At 71.4% G+C, this 16,099-nt stretch carries 11 protein-coding genes; 3 read left to right on the plus strand and 8 right to left on the minus strand.

All coding sequences use genetic code 11. From position 1 onward, the window contains the following. Nucleotides 1–2 precede the first annotated feature (2 nt). From C9I47_RS05610 to C9I47_RS05640, 7 genes are all read right to left on the minus strand, one after another. Entirely contained in the window at nucleotides 3–488 is a 486-nt protein-coding gene (locus tag C9I47_RS05610) for an LEA type 2 family protein (protein ID WP_111265879.1), read from the minus strand. Nucleotides 489–688: 200 nt separating this feature from the next. Continuing rightward, entirely contained in the window at nucleotides 689–3,163 is a 2,475-nt protein-coding gene (locus C9I47_RS05615; RefSeq protein WP_190238618.1) for a S8 family serine peptidase, read from the minus strand. Nucleotides 3,164–3,283: 120 nt separating this feature from the next. Then, a complete protein-coding gene (locus C9I47_RS05620; protein ID WP_111265880.1) occupies nucleotides 3,284–3,958 on the minus strand; it encodes a response regulator in 675 nt (224 codons plus the stop codon). 85 nt (nucleotides 3,959–4,043) lie between these two features. Continuing rightward, nucleotides 4,044–4,787 (minus strand): sensor histidine kinase, encoded by a 744-nt coding sequence (locus C9I47_RS05625; RefSeq protein ID WP_111265881.1) that lies wholly within the window; start codon nucleotides 4,785–4,787, stop codon nucleotides 4,044–4,046. Further along, the gene (locus C9I47_RS05630; protein WP_111265882.1) at nucleotides 4,784–8,170 is read right to left on the minus strand and encodes a serine/threonine-protein kinase; all 3,387 of its coding nucleotides are present in this window, start codon (nucleotides 8,168–8,170) and stop codon (nucleotides 4,784–4,786) included. The genes C9I47_RS05625 and C9I47_RS05630 overlap by 4 nt, the downstream gene beginning before the upstream one ends. After that, complete coding sequence (locus C9I47_RS05635; RefSeq protein WP_111265883.1) at nucleotides 8,167–9,108, minus strand: GAF domain-containing protein; 942 nt, start codon at nucleotides 9,106–9,108, stop codon at nucleotides 8,167–8,169. Before C9I47_RS05635 ends, C9I47_RS05630 begins: the two co-directional genes overlap by 4 nt. A 94-nt stretch (nucleotides 9,109–9,202) precedes the next feature. Beyond that, nucleotides 9,203–10,072 (minus strand): DUF6689 family protein, encoded by an 870-nt coding sequence (locus C9I47_RS05640; protein ID WP_145985433.1) that lies wholly within the window; start codon nucleotides 10,070–10,072, stop codon nucleotides 9,203–9,205. Nucleotides 10,073–10,386: 314 nt separating this feature from the next. On the opposite strand from C9I47_RS05640, the gene C9I47_RS05645 reads away from it, so the two are divergent. Together C9I47_RS05645 and C9I47_RS05650 are read left to right on the plus strand one after the other, a co-directional pair. Continuing rightward, entirely contained in the window at nucleotides 10,387–11,793 is a 1,407-nt protein-coding gene (locus C9I47_RS05645) for a S8 family peptidase (protein WP_111265885.1), read from the plus strand. A 287-nt stretch (nucleotides 11,794–12,080) separates the two neighbouring features. Further along, nucleotides 12,081–14,597: a S8 family peptidase gene (locus tag C9I47_RS05650; protein WP_190238619.1), complete on the plus strand. Its 2,517-nt coding sequence runs from the start codon at nucleotides 12,081–12,083 to the stop codon at nucleotides 14,595–14,597. A 128-nt stretch (nucleotides 14,598–14,725) separates the two neighbouring features. Here the strand turns inward: C9I47_RS05650 and C9I47_RS05655 are convergent, their stop codons facing one another. Beyond that, a complete protein-coding gene (locus tag C9I47_RS05655) occupies nucleotides 14,726–15,187 on the minus strand; it encodes a hypothetical protein (RefSeq protein WP_111265886.1) in 462 nt (153 codons plus the stop codon). Nucleotides 15,188–15,372: 185 nt separating this feature from the next. Here C9I47_RS05655 and C9I47_RS05660 point away from each other — a divergent pair, with 185 nt between their 5' ends. Next, nucleotides 15,373–16,020: a cation transporter gene (locus C9I47_RS05660; RefSeq protein ID WP_111265887.1), complete on the plus strand. Its 648-nt coding sequence runs from the start codon at nucleotides 15,373–15,375 to the stop codon at nucleotides 16,018–16,020. Nucleotides 16,021–16,099 lie beyond the last annotated feature (79 nt).

Raw genomic sequence — 16,099 nt, forward strand, 5'->3', positions numbered from 1 at the left:
GCTCAGCGCAGTACGCCGGGCAGGCCGGGCGCCGGATTCAGGCTGCTGCGGTACTCGACCTCGAACTGGCGCGACTTGCGGGCCTCCTCGGGGGTGGCGGTGACCGTGCCGTTGATCAGGTAGGGCAGGGCGCGCGCTGCCGCCAGCGCATCGGCGGCGGCCAGCTTGGCGGCGGCGGACGGCGTCATCCGCACCTCCACCACGTCGGCGGATTCCGGGCCGATGTCCAGCGCCGGGTCGGTCTGCAGGGTGCCGGCGTCGTGGCCGCCGGCCTGCAGCGCGAGCTCGACGCGGTCGAAGCGCATCGGGATGCTGCTGTAGTTCTCGATCCGCAACTGCGCGGTCCAGCTGCCGTCGGCGTTGACGGTCAGCTGCTGGATACGCGCAGCAGGCTCGGATACGCGCCGTACCGGACCGCTGGAGCAGGCGGCGAGCGTCGTCGCCAGCAGTGCGCAACCGAGCCAGTGCTTCCAACCGTTCGCCTTCATGCCACGCTTCTCCAAATGCCGCGCCAGGCGCGGCTCGATCAGGGAAGCGCGAGGATACTACGGCGCATGGTCGGGCCAAAAAAAGGGCCCGCAGCGGGTGGGCTGCGGGCCACTGGGAGATGCCCGCACCGGTGCGCGTCCGGCGGCGGGCGGTACGGGCCGTCTATCGCGGCGCTGTCTCTATCTACTGCGGTCTCTATCTATTGCTGGTAGACGCCGTTCAGGCGGCTGGCGGCCGCGGCGAATGCGCCGCGCGTGACCGCCTGCTTCGGGTCGAAGTAGGCGCGCAGGGTCGGCTGCAGGTCGAACGGCCCCTGGGTCGCCACGAAGCGGGCGTTGATCAATTGCAGGTCGAGTGCGATCTGCACGTAGCCGCGCAGGCTGGGTGCGATCGCATCGGCGTCGTCGATCGGCAGCCGTTGACCGTCGTACAGCACGCTGAGCGACTCGACCGGCTCGCGCGCCTGGGACTGCAGCCCCAGGCTCTGCACCAGCGAGTAGGCCAGGCTGGCCCGGGTGACCTTGTCGTCGCCGCGGAACATGCCGTCCACGGTTCCCATCACGCCGGCCTGGCGATGCTCGACGTCGCGCTGGGCCGCGCCTTTCGCGGTGACCGCCTCGGCGAACGGCGACAGGTCGTCGGCGACGCCCAGGTCGCTGAAGCTGGAACTGCGGTCGGACGGGAGGCTCTGGCGGATGCCGGCGCCCATCGTCAGGTAGTCGGCCATTTCGCCGCGGGTGATCGCCTGGTCGGGACGGAAGCGTCCGTCCGCGTAGCCGTCGACCAGCCGGCGCGACACGCCATACTCGATGAAGCTCCGGGCGGGATGACCGTCGATGTCGATCAGACCGTCGTAGCCGTCGGTGCGCAGTTGCTTGACGTTGACATCCACCGGGCCCGGTGCGCCGTAGCCGTTGGTGACCTGGGCCGGGTCGAGGGCAACGCCGGATACCGAGCCGATGCCCCGCACCGACAGGGTCCAGGTCCCCGCCACGCCCGGCGCCGAGACGGCGATGTTCTCGCCCAGCACCGGCAGCGCGATCGAGGAGCCGTAGCGCTTGCCGTTGGGGTCGGTCAGCGCGATCGCGACGGTGTTTTCGCCGACGTTGGCGCGCGCGAAGATCATGGAGATGTCGGCGCCGACCTCGAAGCTTTGGGTCGCGGGCGCGCCGACCGGACTGAAGTCGAGGGTGTAGTCGGTGCTGCCGCCGGTGGACACGCGCGCGTTGGCGTTGAAGCTGCGCGCGGCATTGACGGTGCTGCCGAAATTGCCGCCGGCCATCGAGGCCTGGACCGCCGCGTGGGCGTTGACGTAGCCGGCGCCGACTTCCCACGGCGCCCGGCCCGGGATGTTGCTGGCGGTCTCCTGCAGGATCCGCTTGACGTCGCGCCAGTCCATCGACGGGTCGGCCTCCAGCATCAGCGCGACGATGCCCGACACGTGCGGCGCCGCCATCGACGTGCCGGACATGTGGGTGTAGCTCGCGGCCAGGGCCGGCCCCAGCACCTCGACATCCTGCTCGGCCGAGGTCTTGTCGATCGCGCCCAGCGACGCCCGGGTGGAGACGATGTCGACGCCGGGCGCGGTCACGGTGGGGCGGTCCTCCCATGTGTAGGTGACGCCGTCGATCTCGACCTGGCCGCCGCGGCCGTCCTCGCCGCGCGAGGAAAAGTCGGCCAGGCGTCCCTGTTTGTCGCCGGCGGCGACGGTGACCACCCAGGGCGCCTTCTTGAAGTTGCCGGTGATGGTGGCTTCGCCGGCGCCGGAGTTGCCGGCGGAAAACACCACCACCACGCCACGGTCGGCGAGCGCCTTGGTCGCGATGTTGGTCGGGTCGTCGGGATCGAATGCGGTGCCGACGTCGCCGGTGTTGCCGAACGAGTTGGAGATGACGCGGATGTCGTACTGGGCCTGGTGGGTCAGGGCGTAGTCGAAGCCGCCAATGGTGTCGAGGACGAACAGGCCGGCGCCGGAGCCGTAGCCGATGATGCCGGCGCCTGGCGCGACGCCCTCGAATGCGCCTCCGGGCGAGGCCGCGCCGTTGCCGCCGATCGTGCCGGCGACATGGGTGCCGTGGCCGCCGCCGAGGTCGGTATTGGCCACGCCTTCCTGGTAGGTGATCGGCAGCAGGCTGCTGAGCGAGTAGAGGTTCGTCTGCGCCAGCACGTTCTGCCTGACGTGTTCGGGGAACTTCAGGTCCGGATGGGTGCCGTCGACGCCGGAATCGTTGACCACGACCCCGATGCCGCGTCCGGTCACCGGCAGGCCGCCCACGCGCAGGCTGGCGTCGTCGCGCAGGCTGTCGACCCCGGTCAGTTGGGTGGCTTCCCGGTTGTCGAGGTCGAGCGGGGCGTTCAGCCACACCGAGCGGACATCGTCCATCGCCAGCAGCGACTGCAACTGCGCCGGGGTGACCCGGGTACCGACGATCGGCAGCGCCCGCATGCTGATCCCGGCAAGCCCCAGCGCCTGCAGGCGCGTCCTCTGGCCGTCGTCGAGCGGGCCGTCGCCATGGAAGCTGACCACGACTTCGATCGTCTCGCCGGGGTCCAGCACCGGCAGGAGGCTTTCAAGCTGCGGATCGAGGCGGCGGGCCTCCGCCAGCAGCGGGGTGGCCAGGATCGCCGCGGCGAGCAGGCCGGCGCGCAGGCGCGGGTGTTGGGCAAGCGACATACGGAACCTCCGGGATGTGGGCACGGCGCGAATCGCGCTCGATCCAGCATCCGCGGAGGGCATCGGGTTGACCATCCGGTTTTGCCCCCAACCGTATTGGGGGAAGTCACTCAGCCGGACTCAGTCCAGCAGGCCCTTGCGCAGGGCGTAGCGCACCAGTTCGGCGGTGTTGCGCACGTCGAGCTTGCTCAGCACGCGGGTGCGGTGGTTCTCGGCGGTCTTGGCGCTGATCCCGAGCTGGCGCGCGATTTCCTTGGTGGTCAGGCCTTCGGCGATCAGGTGGAAGACTTCGCGCTCGCGGGCGGTCAGCCGCCCGTAAGGGTCGTCGACCGCGCGTTGCGGGTTCTGCATCTGCTCGGCCAGGGCGCGCGCGGCCTGTGGCCCGAAATAGCCGCGGCCGGCCTGCAGGCTGCGCACCGCGGCCAGCAGCTCCGAGGCGGCGCTGTCCTTGACCAGATAGCCGGAGGCGCCGGCGCGGACCGCCTGCAGGACGTATTCGTCCTCCTGGTGCATGGTCAGCACCAGCACCCGGGTCTGCGGCAACGCCTCATGCAGGCGCCGGACCACCTCGATGCCGTTCAGTCGCGCCATCGAGATGTCGGTCACCACCACATCCGGGCGGACCAGGACGGCCTTTTCGATGGTTTCCACGCCGTCGGCGGCCTGGGCGACCACCTGCACGTCGCCGTCGGCCTGCAGCATGCCGGCCAGGCTCTCGCGCACCAGGGTGTGGTCGTCGGCAATCAGTACCCGGATCGGCGTCTGCGTGTTCAAAGATGGGGGAGCGGCTGTCATCGATGATCCCTCCCGCGTACGCGACACGCTTCAGAGTGTATGCCATGGCGCGGATCGCCGGCGAAGGCGGGGCCGACGGCCGCGGTCAAAGGCCCTCCTGGCCGTCCATGGGCACGATCGCGCGCAGCCGCGCGCCGTCGCCCGGATTGGAGTGCAGCTCCAGGCGGCCGCCGTGCAGGCGCAGGCGCTCGCGGATGCCGCCCAGGCCGCTGCCGCCGGAGCCGAGCACCGCCTGCGGGTCGCAGCCGCGGCCGTCGTCGGCGACCTGCAATTGCAGATAGCGCCCGCGGGCGACCAGGCGCAGCAGCACGTGGCGGGCCCGGGCATGCTTGGCGACGTTGTTGAGCGCTTCCTGGGCGACCCGGAACAGCAGGGTCTGGAGGTCGCCGTCCAGCACCGGCAGCGGCTCGATCTCGACCGTGATCGACAGGCCGCCGGATTCGCCCTGGCTGCGCGCCAGCCAGCGCAGCGCCGGTTCCAGGCCGAGGTCGTCGAGGATCGGCGGCCGCAGCAGCCGCGACAGCTCGCGGGTGTCCTCCAGGGTGTCGCTGCACAGCGCGATTGCCGCGTCCAGGCGCGCATGTTGTTGCGCGTCCATGCCTTCGCCCAGTTGCGCCAGGCGGTGTTTGAGTGCGGTCAGGTTCTGGCCGATGCCGTCGTGCAGTTCGCGCGCCAGCCGCCGCCGCTCGTCCTCCTGCACCCGCCAGACCGAACGCGCGAGCCGCCGGAACTCGCGTTCGTTGGCCTCCAGACGCTGCAGCAGGCGCTGGTACTGGTCGCGGATCGCCGGCAGCGAGAGGCCGGTGTCGTTGCCGGACGTGTCGCTCATGGGCTGTCCTCCTGGCGCTGCGGCGCCGCCGCAAGCCCGTTCCCGGCGGCGTTCTCGAAGCCTGCGCGCAATGCCTCGGGCAGGCTGTCGCGCAGCCGGGCCTGCGCGGATCGCGCCTGCTCGGCGGCGGTCCGCGCGGCGCGGTCGTCGCCGGCGGCGGCATGGGCCTCGGCCGCCAGCCGGTACAGCGCGGCGGCGCGGCGGTAGTCGCCGTTGCGCAGCAGTCCGCTCGCCTCGCGGTAGGCGCTCAGCGCGGTCTGCGGGTCGTTCGCGGCGACCGCGTCCGCCATCGCCAGTTCCAGCCAGCCCAGACGCAGCCCGGCATGGCCCAGTGCGGCGGTGGCGCCGTCCAGGGCCTGCCGGTCGCCGCCGGGCTCGGCGGCCGCGGCGCGCGCGGCGTCCAGCTCGATCTGTAACTGCAACTGGCGCACGCCCGAGGTCGCGGCCCGTTGCCGGGCCTGCCGCAGCGCTTCGGTGGCGCGCGCGGCATCGCCTTCGCGGCGCGCGAGTCCTGCGCGCAGCAGGGCGGCGATGGCCTGCTGTTCGGCGGGCGCGTCGGCCAGTCCGGTCTCGAGCGCGGCGAGGATGCGGCCGGCCTCGTCATCGGCATGGGCGGCGAGCAGGGCCTGGGCCTTGAGCAGGCGGCTGTCGAGCATGCCGCGCTGGTCCTCGCGTTGGCGGAACAGGGCGCCGGCGGCCTCGGCCTGGTCGATCGCATCGCCGAGATGGCCCTGCCACAGCGCCAGCTCGGCGAGGTTGCGGCGGCTGACCGCGGCCTCCTCGGGCATCTGCTGCCGCTCGGCGTTGGACAGGGACTCCCGCAGGCGCTGGCGTGCCTTGTCCCAGCGTCCGCGCGCGGTGTCGAGCAGGCCGAGATTCTGCGCGGTGCGGATCAGGCCGGTCTGCGAGCCGAGCTTGCGGTAGGCCTCGGTGGCCTGCTGCCAGTAGACCTGGGCGTCGTCGTAGGCGCCGAGCTGGTAGTGGGCGAAGCCGATGTTGTTCAGGGCCTGCGCGCTGCCGTGGCTGTCGCCGGCCTGCTGCCAGCTCTGCAGCGCGCGCCGGAACGCGGCCAGCGCGCCGGCGTAGTCGCCGCGCTCCTCGTCGAGCAGTCCCAGCTCGTTCTCGATCGCGGCCAGGCCGTCGCGGTCGCCCAGTTCGGTGTACAGGGCGCGCGCCTGCCGCAGGTGCTCGGCGGCCTGGTCGAAATGGCCGGTCAGCGACGACACGCCGGCGAGATTGCGCAGGCTGGTGGCGACGCCGCGGCGATTGCCGACCGCGCGCCGCAGTTCGACCGCCTTGCGGTACTGCTCGGCGGCGTCGGCGGTCTGGCCGAGGCGCCCGTAGCCGATCCCCAGCGCGTTGACGGTCTCGGCCTCGCCGAAGGTGTTGCGGCTGCGCTTGTACAGCACCAGTGCCCTCACCAGGTACTCGTCGACCGCGTGCCGCGCATCGCCGCTGAGGATGCTGAACTTGCCCAGCTCGTACCAGCCGCGCGGGTCGTTGCCGTCGCGTCGGGTCAGGGTCTTGGCGGTGGTCACCGCGGCGGCGAAGTCGCCGGCGGCGCCCTGTGCGCGCGCCAGTTGCAGCTGGGCGAAGGTGTCGTCCGGCGTCGCCTGCAGTTGCGTCTGCCATTGGCCGATGGCGCTGGCGGCATCGCCGTCGAGCAGGGCATGCGCGGCCTGCAACTGCCGTCTCAGCCTGACCGGGGCGTCGCCGGCGCTGCGCTGCGCCTGCTCGATCGCGTCCCAGGCGCTGTCGATCTCGCCGATCGCCTGCGCGGTTTCGGCGCTGGCCAGCCAGGCGGCGGTGTAGGCCGGAGCCGCGGCGGTCGCCTGCTGCAGGTCCTGCAATGCCTGTTCGAGATTGCCGTCGCGGCGCGCGATCAGGCCGGCACCGTAGGCGTCCAGCGCCGGCCCGCCGTCGGTGCCGTCATCGGGCAGCGCCAGGGCCAGGCCGGCCTCGCCCAGACCCAGCGCCTGGCGCGTGGTCGCCTGCGCGGCCCAGTCTGCCAGCGCCGCCAGCGGGGTGGCGGCCACCGCGCCGTCGAGGGCGATCGGGCCGCTCCCGGCATCGCCGCGATACAGCCGCGCGCGCAGCCGCCAGCCGCCATCCGGCTCCGGCAGCAGCCGCGGCTGCAGGATCTGGCGGGCGGCGGCGATCTCGCCCAGAGCGGCGATGTCCGCAGTGGCGCGGCCGGTCGGGTCCAGTTGCCGCAGCGCCTGCGTGGTGCGCTCGCCATCGACCACCGCCATCGGCGAGCCCGCGGCCAGCGCGTCGCGCAGGTGCGCGTCGAGGGCGCTGGCCCGGGGCGCGGGAAGATCGCCACCGTCACCGGTCAGCGGCATTACCAGCAGCCGTTGCAGCGGGGCGGAGGTCGCGACCGCGGGCAGCCCGGCGTCGGGTGGGGCATCGCGCCACCACCACCACGCGGCCAGTCCGGTGGCGATCGCCAGGGTCGCGGCCAGCGCCCAGCCCAGTGGCTTGCCCGGATGCAGTTCGCGCGGGACCTCGCGGCGGTCGATCGCGGTGATCACCTCCGCGCCGCTCTGGAAGCGGTGATTCGGCTGCGGTCGCAGCAGTTTGTCGAGCAGGCGCGCGATCCAGGCCGGCACGTCGGCGCGCTCGCCGGTCACCGGCGACGGTGTGCGCAGCATCCGCTGCGCCAGCACCTCGGCCATCGTGCCGCTGGAGAACGGCGGCTTGCCGCTGAGCATCTCGTAGAGGATCAAGCCCAACGCATAGAGGTCGCTGCGGCCGTCGACGGGATCGCCGCGGGCCTGCTCGGGCGACAGGTAGTCGGGGGTGCCGATGACCGAGCCGGAACGGGTCAGGCCGCTGGTCGCCAACGAGCGGGCGACGCCGAAGTCGCTGATGTAGGCATTGCCTTCGGCATCGAGCAGCACGTTGGCCGGCTTGAGGTCGCGGTGCACCACGCCCTTGGCATGGGCGGCGGCCAGGCCCTGCGCGAGCTGGCGCGCGATCTTCAGCGCATCCTCGACCGCGAACGGGCCGTCGCGGTCGAGCACGCGATCGAGCGGGGCGCCGTCGACGTAGTCCATGCTGATCAGCCACTGATCCTGGTGGCGGGCCAGGTCGTGGATGCGGACCACGTGCGGGTCCGACACCTGCCGCGCGAGCAGCAGCTCGGAGCGGAACCGCTCGAACGAGTCGCTGCGATGCGCCAGCTCCGGACGCAGCAGCTTGATCGCGACTTCGACGTCCAGGGCCAGGTCGGTTGCCCGGTAGACCACGCCCATGCCGCCGACGCCCAGCAGCGATTCGATGCGGAAACGTCCGGCCAGCACGGTGCCCGGCACCAGCTCGGCGCGGGCATAGATGCCGGTCGCGGTTTCGGTGCCGCTGGCGGGGGTGTCCTCGCTCATCCGGCGGTTCCGGTATGGGCGGCGACGATGCCGTCCCAGGGGAGGCCGTTGGCGCCGCCCTCGATGGCGGTCGCGGATGCGTGGGCGTCGAGCAGTTCACGGGTGCGCTGGGCGGCGATCCACATCGCCGCGTTGTCGGCGAAGGCGGCCAGCAGGTCGACGTCGAGATCGTTGATCGCCGGTCCCGGGCGCACCCGGTCGGCATAGATCGCGCCCAGCACCCGGCTGCCGTCGAACAACGGCACGCACACCAGGGTGTTGAGGCCGGCGATCGCGACCGAGGCGCGCTCGGCCAGCCACGACAGGCGGGCCACGTCGTTGGCGACGATGGTCCGACGCTCGGCCAGGGCCCGGCGCACCGCGCTGACGCTGCCGGAGAAGGCGCGGCTGGCCAGCATCGTGGGGTCCAGCGCCAGGCTGGTGCGCACGACGTAGTCGTTGCCGTTGTCCAGCAGCACGAAGCCGCGCTCGCAGTGGGCCAGTTCCAGGACCGCGCGCAGGCTGGCGTCGAGCAGGTCGCCCAGCCCGGTCATGCGCTGCAGCTGCGCAGTGTGCGCGGTGGCCAGGGCGCGGCGCGCGGTGACCTGCTGGCGCCGGTCGCTGGCCTCGGTGTCGTCGATCGTCGCGAACTCGCAATGGACGTCGCCGAAGCGCAACCAGCAGGTCGGCGGCAACGGCGCATCGGTGCATTGGACGCCGTCCACGAAACTGCCGTTCTTGCTGCCCATGTCGATCAGCCGCCAACCGTCGGGCATGCCGCGCAGCTCGGCATGCACGCGCGATACCGAGGGGTGATCGAGAACCAGGTGGACGCTTCCCGCGGGCGCGGTGGCCAGGCCGCTGTCCGGGGTACGGCCGAGGCGCAACATGCCGTCTGCCTGGATCAGGCAGATGGTGGCCGCGCCTTCGGGTGGGTAGGCGATCAGTCGCGCCTGCATCCGGCCATCTTAGCGCGGCCGGCCGCGACCGGAAGCGCCCCCGCTGCGCGCCGGTGTCAGGGCCCGGTCGGCCGCGGACTTCGGCGGCCGCTCCCTAATGTCCGTAGTCGCGCAGGTAGGCGATGCTGAACTTCAGCGTGGCGGCTCCGGCGATCAGGTCGCCGGCCTGGTTGTTGCTGCCGCCGGCCTGCCATTGCTGGGTCAGGGCGCCGCCGGCCTGGCTGGCGGCACTGGCGCGCAGGGTGTCGAGTTCGGCGATCGCGGTGGCGAAGTTCTCGCTGGCGACCGCGGCCTCGGCGGCGTCGAGGCTGGCGGTGTAGCCGGGACGCACGCCGACCGGCAGGGCGTCGACGCGGTCGCGCAGCCAGTCGAACTTCGCGGCGATCACGTCGCCGGTATCGCGCAGGTCCAGCAGCACCAGGAACTGCGAGAAGCCGCCGGTGGTGCCGCGCGCACGCACGCTGCCGGGCGCGATCTCGTCGCTGATGTCGCGGAACGGACCCAGCAGCGGCGCCTTGAACAGACGGTAGGCGCTGCCGGCGCTGTAGCTCAGCGCATGCGTGTGCACTTCGACCCGGACCGTGCGGTTGAAGCTCAGACCGCCGTTGCCGGGTGGCTCGACGGTGATCAGCAGCGGCAGCGCCGAGTCGAGCTGGGTCAGCTGCAGGTCGGGCAGGCGCGCGAGCAGGGCGGCATTGTTGAGGTTCACCAGCTTGGCGCTGATGCCGAGGCTGGAGGCGCTCAGGCCGCTGGCGTCGTCGAAGCTGAGGGTGAGGTCGGCCACCGGTTGGCCGAGCACGCCGATCTGTGCGGTGGCGGTGTTGCCCGACACCTGCACCTGCACGGGCAGGGCCTGGGCGAGGGCGGAACCCGACCCGGCCAACAGCAGCGCAGCCAGCATCAGCTGCTGGAGCCTGCGGAACGGGGCGAATATCGACGGGGTTCTCGACAGCACTCTCGGCATTGCATCCTCCGGGTCCGGCCTCGGACAGGCGCGAATGGCCGGGCGGGCAGGACAGATACGGCAAAGTCGGCCCCGAGCCTAGCGCGAAAACGTGAGCGGCGTCTCTAGGGGTTTTCCCTCATGCGGGGCGTCGGGGCGGCGCGGCGCCGGCCGGCCGCCACCGCCAGTAGCCGTTATGACGGCAGGCGTTGCCTGGTGGTGGCTGGGTGGTTTCACCTGGATGAATTGAGGGGTCGCCACGATGCCGGCGCCCGGCCTGCCGCGAAATACTCGGCCGACCTGCCCGTCACGGGCGCGATGGAAGAGCCTCGCCGATGAGCCGCCAGCATTTGAGCCGCCAGTATTCACGTCTGTCCCGCACCTGTCTGCGCCTGTCCGCGATCGCGGCCGGCCTGCTGGCCAGCGGCGTCGCCCTGGCCGATGCGCAACTGGCCCCGGACCTCGTCGCCCGGTTGGCCGGCGCGCTGCCGCTGGAGGAGCTGGAGATCGTGGTCAGCTACGACCAGTCGGGACCGGTCAGCAGTGGCCAGCTCGAGGGGCTGCGCAGCCTCGGCATCACCCGCGGCCGCACCATGCACCATCTGCCGATCGCCGGCGCGCTGGCCACGCCGGCCGAGATCCGCGCGCTGGCCCTGCGCAGCGACGTGCTGTCGATCCACCTCAACCGCGAGCTGCGCTACCACAACGCCGACGCGCGGCAGCTGTCCGGCGTGGACGCCGTGCAGGCCGATCCGGACTACGGCTATACCGGCGAGGGCGTGACCGTGATGGTCAACGATTCCGGCATCGACGCCACCCACGAGGACCTGAAGTTCGGCGAGAACGTGGTCGAGAACGTGCAGGCGCTGACCAATCTGTCCTCGATCCTCGGCTTCCTGCCGGCGACCTACCTGGAGGGCCAGCTCAACACCGACATCAGCTCCGGTCACGGCACCCATTGCGCCGGCTCGGTCGGCGGTACCGGCGAGCGCTCCGGCGGCCTGCACCGTGGCGTCGCGCCCGGCGCCGACATCGTCGGCTACGGCTCCGGCGCGGTGATCTCGATCCTCGATGCGGTCGGCGGTTTCGACTATGCGATCGACAAGCAGCATGCGTTCGATGCGCCGATCAGGGTCATCTCCAATTCCTGGGGCAGCTCGGGCGACTTCGACCCGACCGACCCGGTCAACATCGCCAGCTACGAGGCCTACAAGCACGGCATCGTCAGCGTGTTCGCCGCCGGCAACGACGGTCCCGGCGCCGACACCCACAACCCCTACGCGCAGGCGCCCTGGGTGATCTCGGTCGCCGCCGGCAACAAGGACGGCACCCTGGCCGACTTCTCCTCGCGCGGCAATCCGGGCGAGAGCGGCAGCTTCGGCATGGCCGACGGCAGCCAGTGGACCTATGTCAACCAGCCGACCCTGGTCGCGACCGGTGTCGACGTGGTCTCCACCCGCGCGCTGACCGGTGCGCTGCCGCTGCTGGCGACCGGCCAGGACCTCAACCTCGATCCGCTGCACGTGCCCTTCTACACCCACATGAGCGGCACCTCGATGGCGACGCCGCATGTGGCCGGGATCGTCGCACTGCTGCTGGAAGCCAATCCGGGCCTGACCCCGCTGGAGGTCAAGCAGGTGCTGCACGACACCGCCGACCCGATGCCGGGCCGGGCCGCCTGGGAGGTCGGTGGCGGTCATGTCGATGCCTACGAGGCGGTTGGGGTCGCGAGCGGGCTCTGACATCCCCGCGTCCGGAACCATCGGAAGAGCGGTCGTCCGCGACCGCGCACGGTTTCGATTGACGCGACGGTTCCGGTGGCGCGCTTTCCTGCAGCACCGGCAGTGGGACCGGCGGGGGCTCGGTCCTGCTGTCCGGTGCTGTTCTTGGTGTCGGACGCGCCCGGGGCCGTCGCTGAGTGCTTTCCCCCCATACGGTTGAAGGCAACTCCGGATGTTCCACCGTGGCCTCTACGACCAAGGTAGGGGCAGCTCCCGTTCCCCGGGAGCGCCAACACCGGAGTCTGTCCATGTCCTTCCAGCATTCCACCGCCACCCGCCGTCCGGCCTTCCGCATCTGTGCGCTGGCCGCCGGCCTGCTGGCCAGCGGCGTCGCCCTGGCCGACGCCCATCTCGACCCGCAACTGCTTTCGCGCATGGACAGCGCGCTGCCGACCGACCAATTGCAGATCGTCGTCAGCTACGAGCAATCCGGCCCCGCCACCTCCAGCCAGCTCGATGCGCTGAAGCTGCTGGGCATCGACCGCGGCGTGCGCATGCAGAGCCTGCCGATCGTCGGCGCGCTGGCGACCCCGGCCGAGATCCGCGCGCTGGCCGCGCGCGACGACGTCGCTTCGATCTACTTCAATGCGCCGCTGCGCTACTTCAACAAGGAGGCGCGCGAGATGTCCGGCGCCGCGCGCGCGGTGCAGAACCCCGGCGACTACGGCCGCGCGATCCCGTTCAGCGGCTGGGGCGTGACCGTGATGGTCAACGACTCCGGCGTCGATGCCACCCACGAGGATCTGAAGTTCGGCGAGAACGTGGTCCAGAACGTGCTCGGTGCGCAGAACATTCTCGCCGAGCTGGCCGGCGAGCTGGTCGCGCCGGGCATCGTTCCGGTCACCTATCTGGAGAACGTGCCCAACACCGACCTGGGCTCCGGCCACGGCACCCACTGCGCCGGCACCATCGGCGGCACCGGCGAGCGCTCCAACGGCCTGTATCGCGGCGTCGCCCCGGGCGCCGACCTGGTCGGCTACGGCTCCGGCGCGGTGCTGCTGGTGCTCGATGCGGTCGGCGGTCTCGATTACGCCGCCACCCACCAGTTCAGCTTCGATTCGCCGATCCGGGTGACCAGCAACTCCTGGGGCAGCTCGGGCAAGTTCGACCCGTCCAACCCGGTCAACATCGCCACCTACGAGCTGTACAAGCGCGGCATCGTCAGCGTGTTCGCCGCCGGCAACGACGGCCCCGGCGAGGACACCCACAACCCCTACGCGCAGGCGCCGTGGGTGATCTCGGTCGGCGCCGGCGAGAAGGATGGCGTGCTCACCGGCTTCTCCTCGCGCGGCAAGCGCGGCGAGATGGGCGACTTCACGATGCCCGACGGCAGCCAGTGGACCTACATCAACGAGCCGACCGTGGTCGCCACCGGCGTGGACATCATCTCCACCCGCGACACCGCCGGCACCCTGCCGCTGCTGGAGGCCCAGCACGACGCCGAGGTGATCGATCCGGCCCACCTGCCGTTCTACACCCACATGAGCGGCACCTCGATGGCGACCCCGCACGTGTCGGGCATCGTCGCGCTGATGCTGGAGGCCAACCCGAACCTGACCCCGGCCCAGGTCAAGGACATCCTGCAGCGCACCGCCACCAACATGACCGGGCGCCTGCCGTGGGAAGCCGGCGCCGGCCACGTCAACGCCTATGCCGCGGTCGCCGAGGCCGCGGGCCTGCGCGACGACCACGGCGCCACCGTCAACGCGCTGCGCAGCTTCAATGCCAATGCGCTGTTGACGCCGGGTTCGACCCAGCCGTTCTCGTTCCAGTTCTCGCCGGTCGGCGAAACCGGCGAGCAGAGCTTCACCGTCGGCGCCGACGCCGCCTGGGTCTCGGTCCGCGCCACCATCGGCGAGAACACCCTGGCGCTGGTGCTGACCGATCCCGACGGCGTCCGCTACGGCTCGGCGATCGCGCTGCCGGTGCTCGGCGACACCGTGACCACCGGCGCCCCGGCCAAGCCGGGCGTGTGGACGGTCAGCGCCCGCGGCATCGGCTCGGTGTCCGGCACCGCGCTGGATCCGGCCGGGGTCACCAACGGCTATGGCCTGCCGGGCACGGTCGAGGGCGAGATCAGCCTGATCAACAGCGGCGGCTACACCGGCATGGACGACGTCGCCGACCATCCGGCCCGCACCGCGATCGAATACGCGGTCGCCAACCGTCTGGTCGATGGCGACTCCAGCCGCCGTTTCCGCCCCGACGCGGCGCTCAAGCGCGGCGAGCTGGCCGAGTACCTGACCATGGGCGCCAGCGTCCGCCAGTCACTGCCGTTCTCCGGCAACGGCAGCTTCAGCGACCTCGCTCCCGGCGACGCCGCCTATCCGTTCGCCGAGTCGGTGGTTGCACGCGGCGCGGCGCTGCGCGATCTCGGCCAGTCGCAGGCCGGCGTCATGGGGACCGTCAACGGTGCGTTCCGTCCCAACGACAAGGTCACCCGGGTCAGCCTGGCCTATTCGCTGGTGCAGAGCCTGGCCCTGCAGAGCGAGGCGCAGGCCTTCAGCGGCGAGCTGACCGCGTTCCATGACGGCAAGCGCATCCCGGTCGAGGACGCCGGCAGCATCCCCGCCAGCCTGCGCGGCTACGTCCAGCTGGCGCTGGATCTGGGCCTGATCAACGCACGCTTCACCGTGACCCAGGGGCCGTTCGACCTGCAGCCGACCCTGCACGCCTGGTTCGACCCGTCGCAGAACGTGACCCGGGCCGCCTACGCGGTCGCCGCGGGCCGCTACATGGCGCACTACCAGAGCGCCGAGGACTGAGCAGCAAGGAGCGGACGCAATCCCCTCGTCCGTTCTACCCCGAGTGGCCCGGTATCCCCCCGGGCCACTCTTTTTTTATCCGTCGGTCATGGCCGGTCATGGCCGGCGACGGGGCGCCGCCGTCGCGGCTACCTGCGCAACGCGCGGGCGACGAGCAGGGCGATCGGTAGTCCGAACAGGAACATGTGCGAGAGCAGGTCCAGCGACGTCGACAACGGCGGGAAGCCGACCGGATGCGGGTAGGCCGACAGCGGCAGCACCACGCAGCGCATCGCCAGGAACACCACGATCCCGTACAGCGGCCCGGCGAATGCCGGGCGCTGGCGCAACCAGCCGACCCGCGAGGCCAGCAGCGCGAACCCCGCGGCCCAGGCCAGCGACATCGCGAAGTGCGAGAACAGACCCAGCGCCGCGCTGGCGGTGCCGCCTTCGTAGGCCGCCTGGCCCTGCAGCCCGCTGGCGATGGTCTGCAACAGCCGCGTCGGAGCGACCCCGCGCGAGGCGGCGAAGCCGAACGCGTAGAGCAGGTCGAGGGCGCCGCCGAGCAGACCGCCCAGCAGCACCCCGGCAGGCAATGAAGGCTTGCGCATCGTCGTTCCCCGCAATCGATGAGGCGACGACTCTAGCGCGCCTGGCGGCGCGAACGACCGGCTCCGGGCAATGGCTCCGGCGTTGGCGCGTGAAGCGGCTCCGAAGGCGGGCGGCCGCGTCGGATCGATCGCCCGCACCCTCGTTGCCGCTATCCTGACCCGACACAGACGCGACTACCGGCGATATGAGCGATTCCTGCTGCGGCTGCGGAAAGACCATCGATGTGCAGGCGATGCAGGCCCGCCAGCGTCGCGTGCTGGTGATCGTCCTGGCGATCAACGCCGCGACCTTCGCGATGATGATCGTCGCGGCGTTTCTCTCGCGCTCCTCGTCGCTGCTGTCGGGGGCGCTCGACAACCTCGGCGACGCCCTGACCTATGCCCTCAGCCTGGCCGTCGTCGGCGCCAGTGCCGGCGCCAAGGCGCGGGTTTCGCTGTTCAAGGGCGGATTGATCCTGATGGCGGCGCTGGCGGTCGCCACGCAGATCGCCTGGCGGCTGACGAATCCGGCCACGCCGCTGTTCGAGGGCATGGGCCTGGCCGCCTTCCTCAACCTGGGCGCGAACCTGGTGTGCCTGCGACTGTTGTGGCCGTACCGCGAGGGCGACGTCAACCTCGCCTCGGCCTGGGAGTGCTCGCGCAACGATGTCGCCGAAGGCTTCGCCGTCTTTGCCGCCGCCGCGCTGGTCTGGCTGTTCGATGCCGGCTGGCCCGATCTGGCGATCGCCACTGCCTTGCTGGTGATGTTCCTGCGATCGGCCGCACGCGTGTTCCGTGCCTCCTGGCGCGAACTGCGTGTGGCGGCAGCCGTCCGCGAGGGCGGGGCGGGGTGATCGGATGGCGGCGCAGTGGCGCCGGGGGCGCTGGCGTTGCAGACCACCCCCGGGCCTTGGATCATTGATCCCGGTTGAC

The organism is Marilutibacter maris, assembly GCF_003233695.1.
Lineage (GTDB): Bacteria > Pseudomonadota > Gammaproteobacteria > Xanthomonadales > Xanthomonadaceae > Marilutibacter > Marilutibacter maris.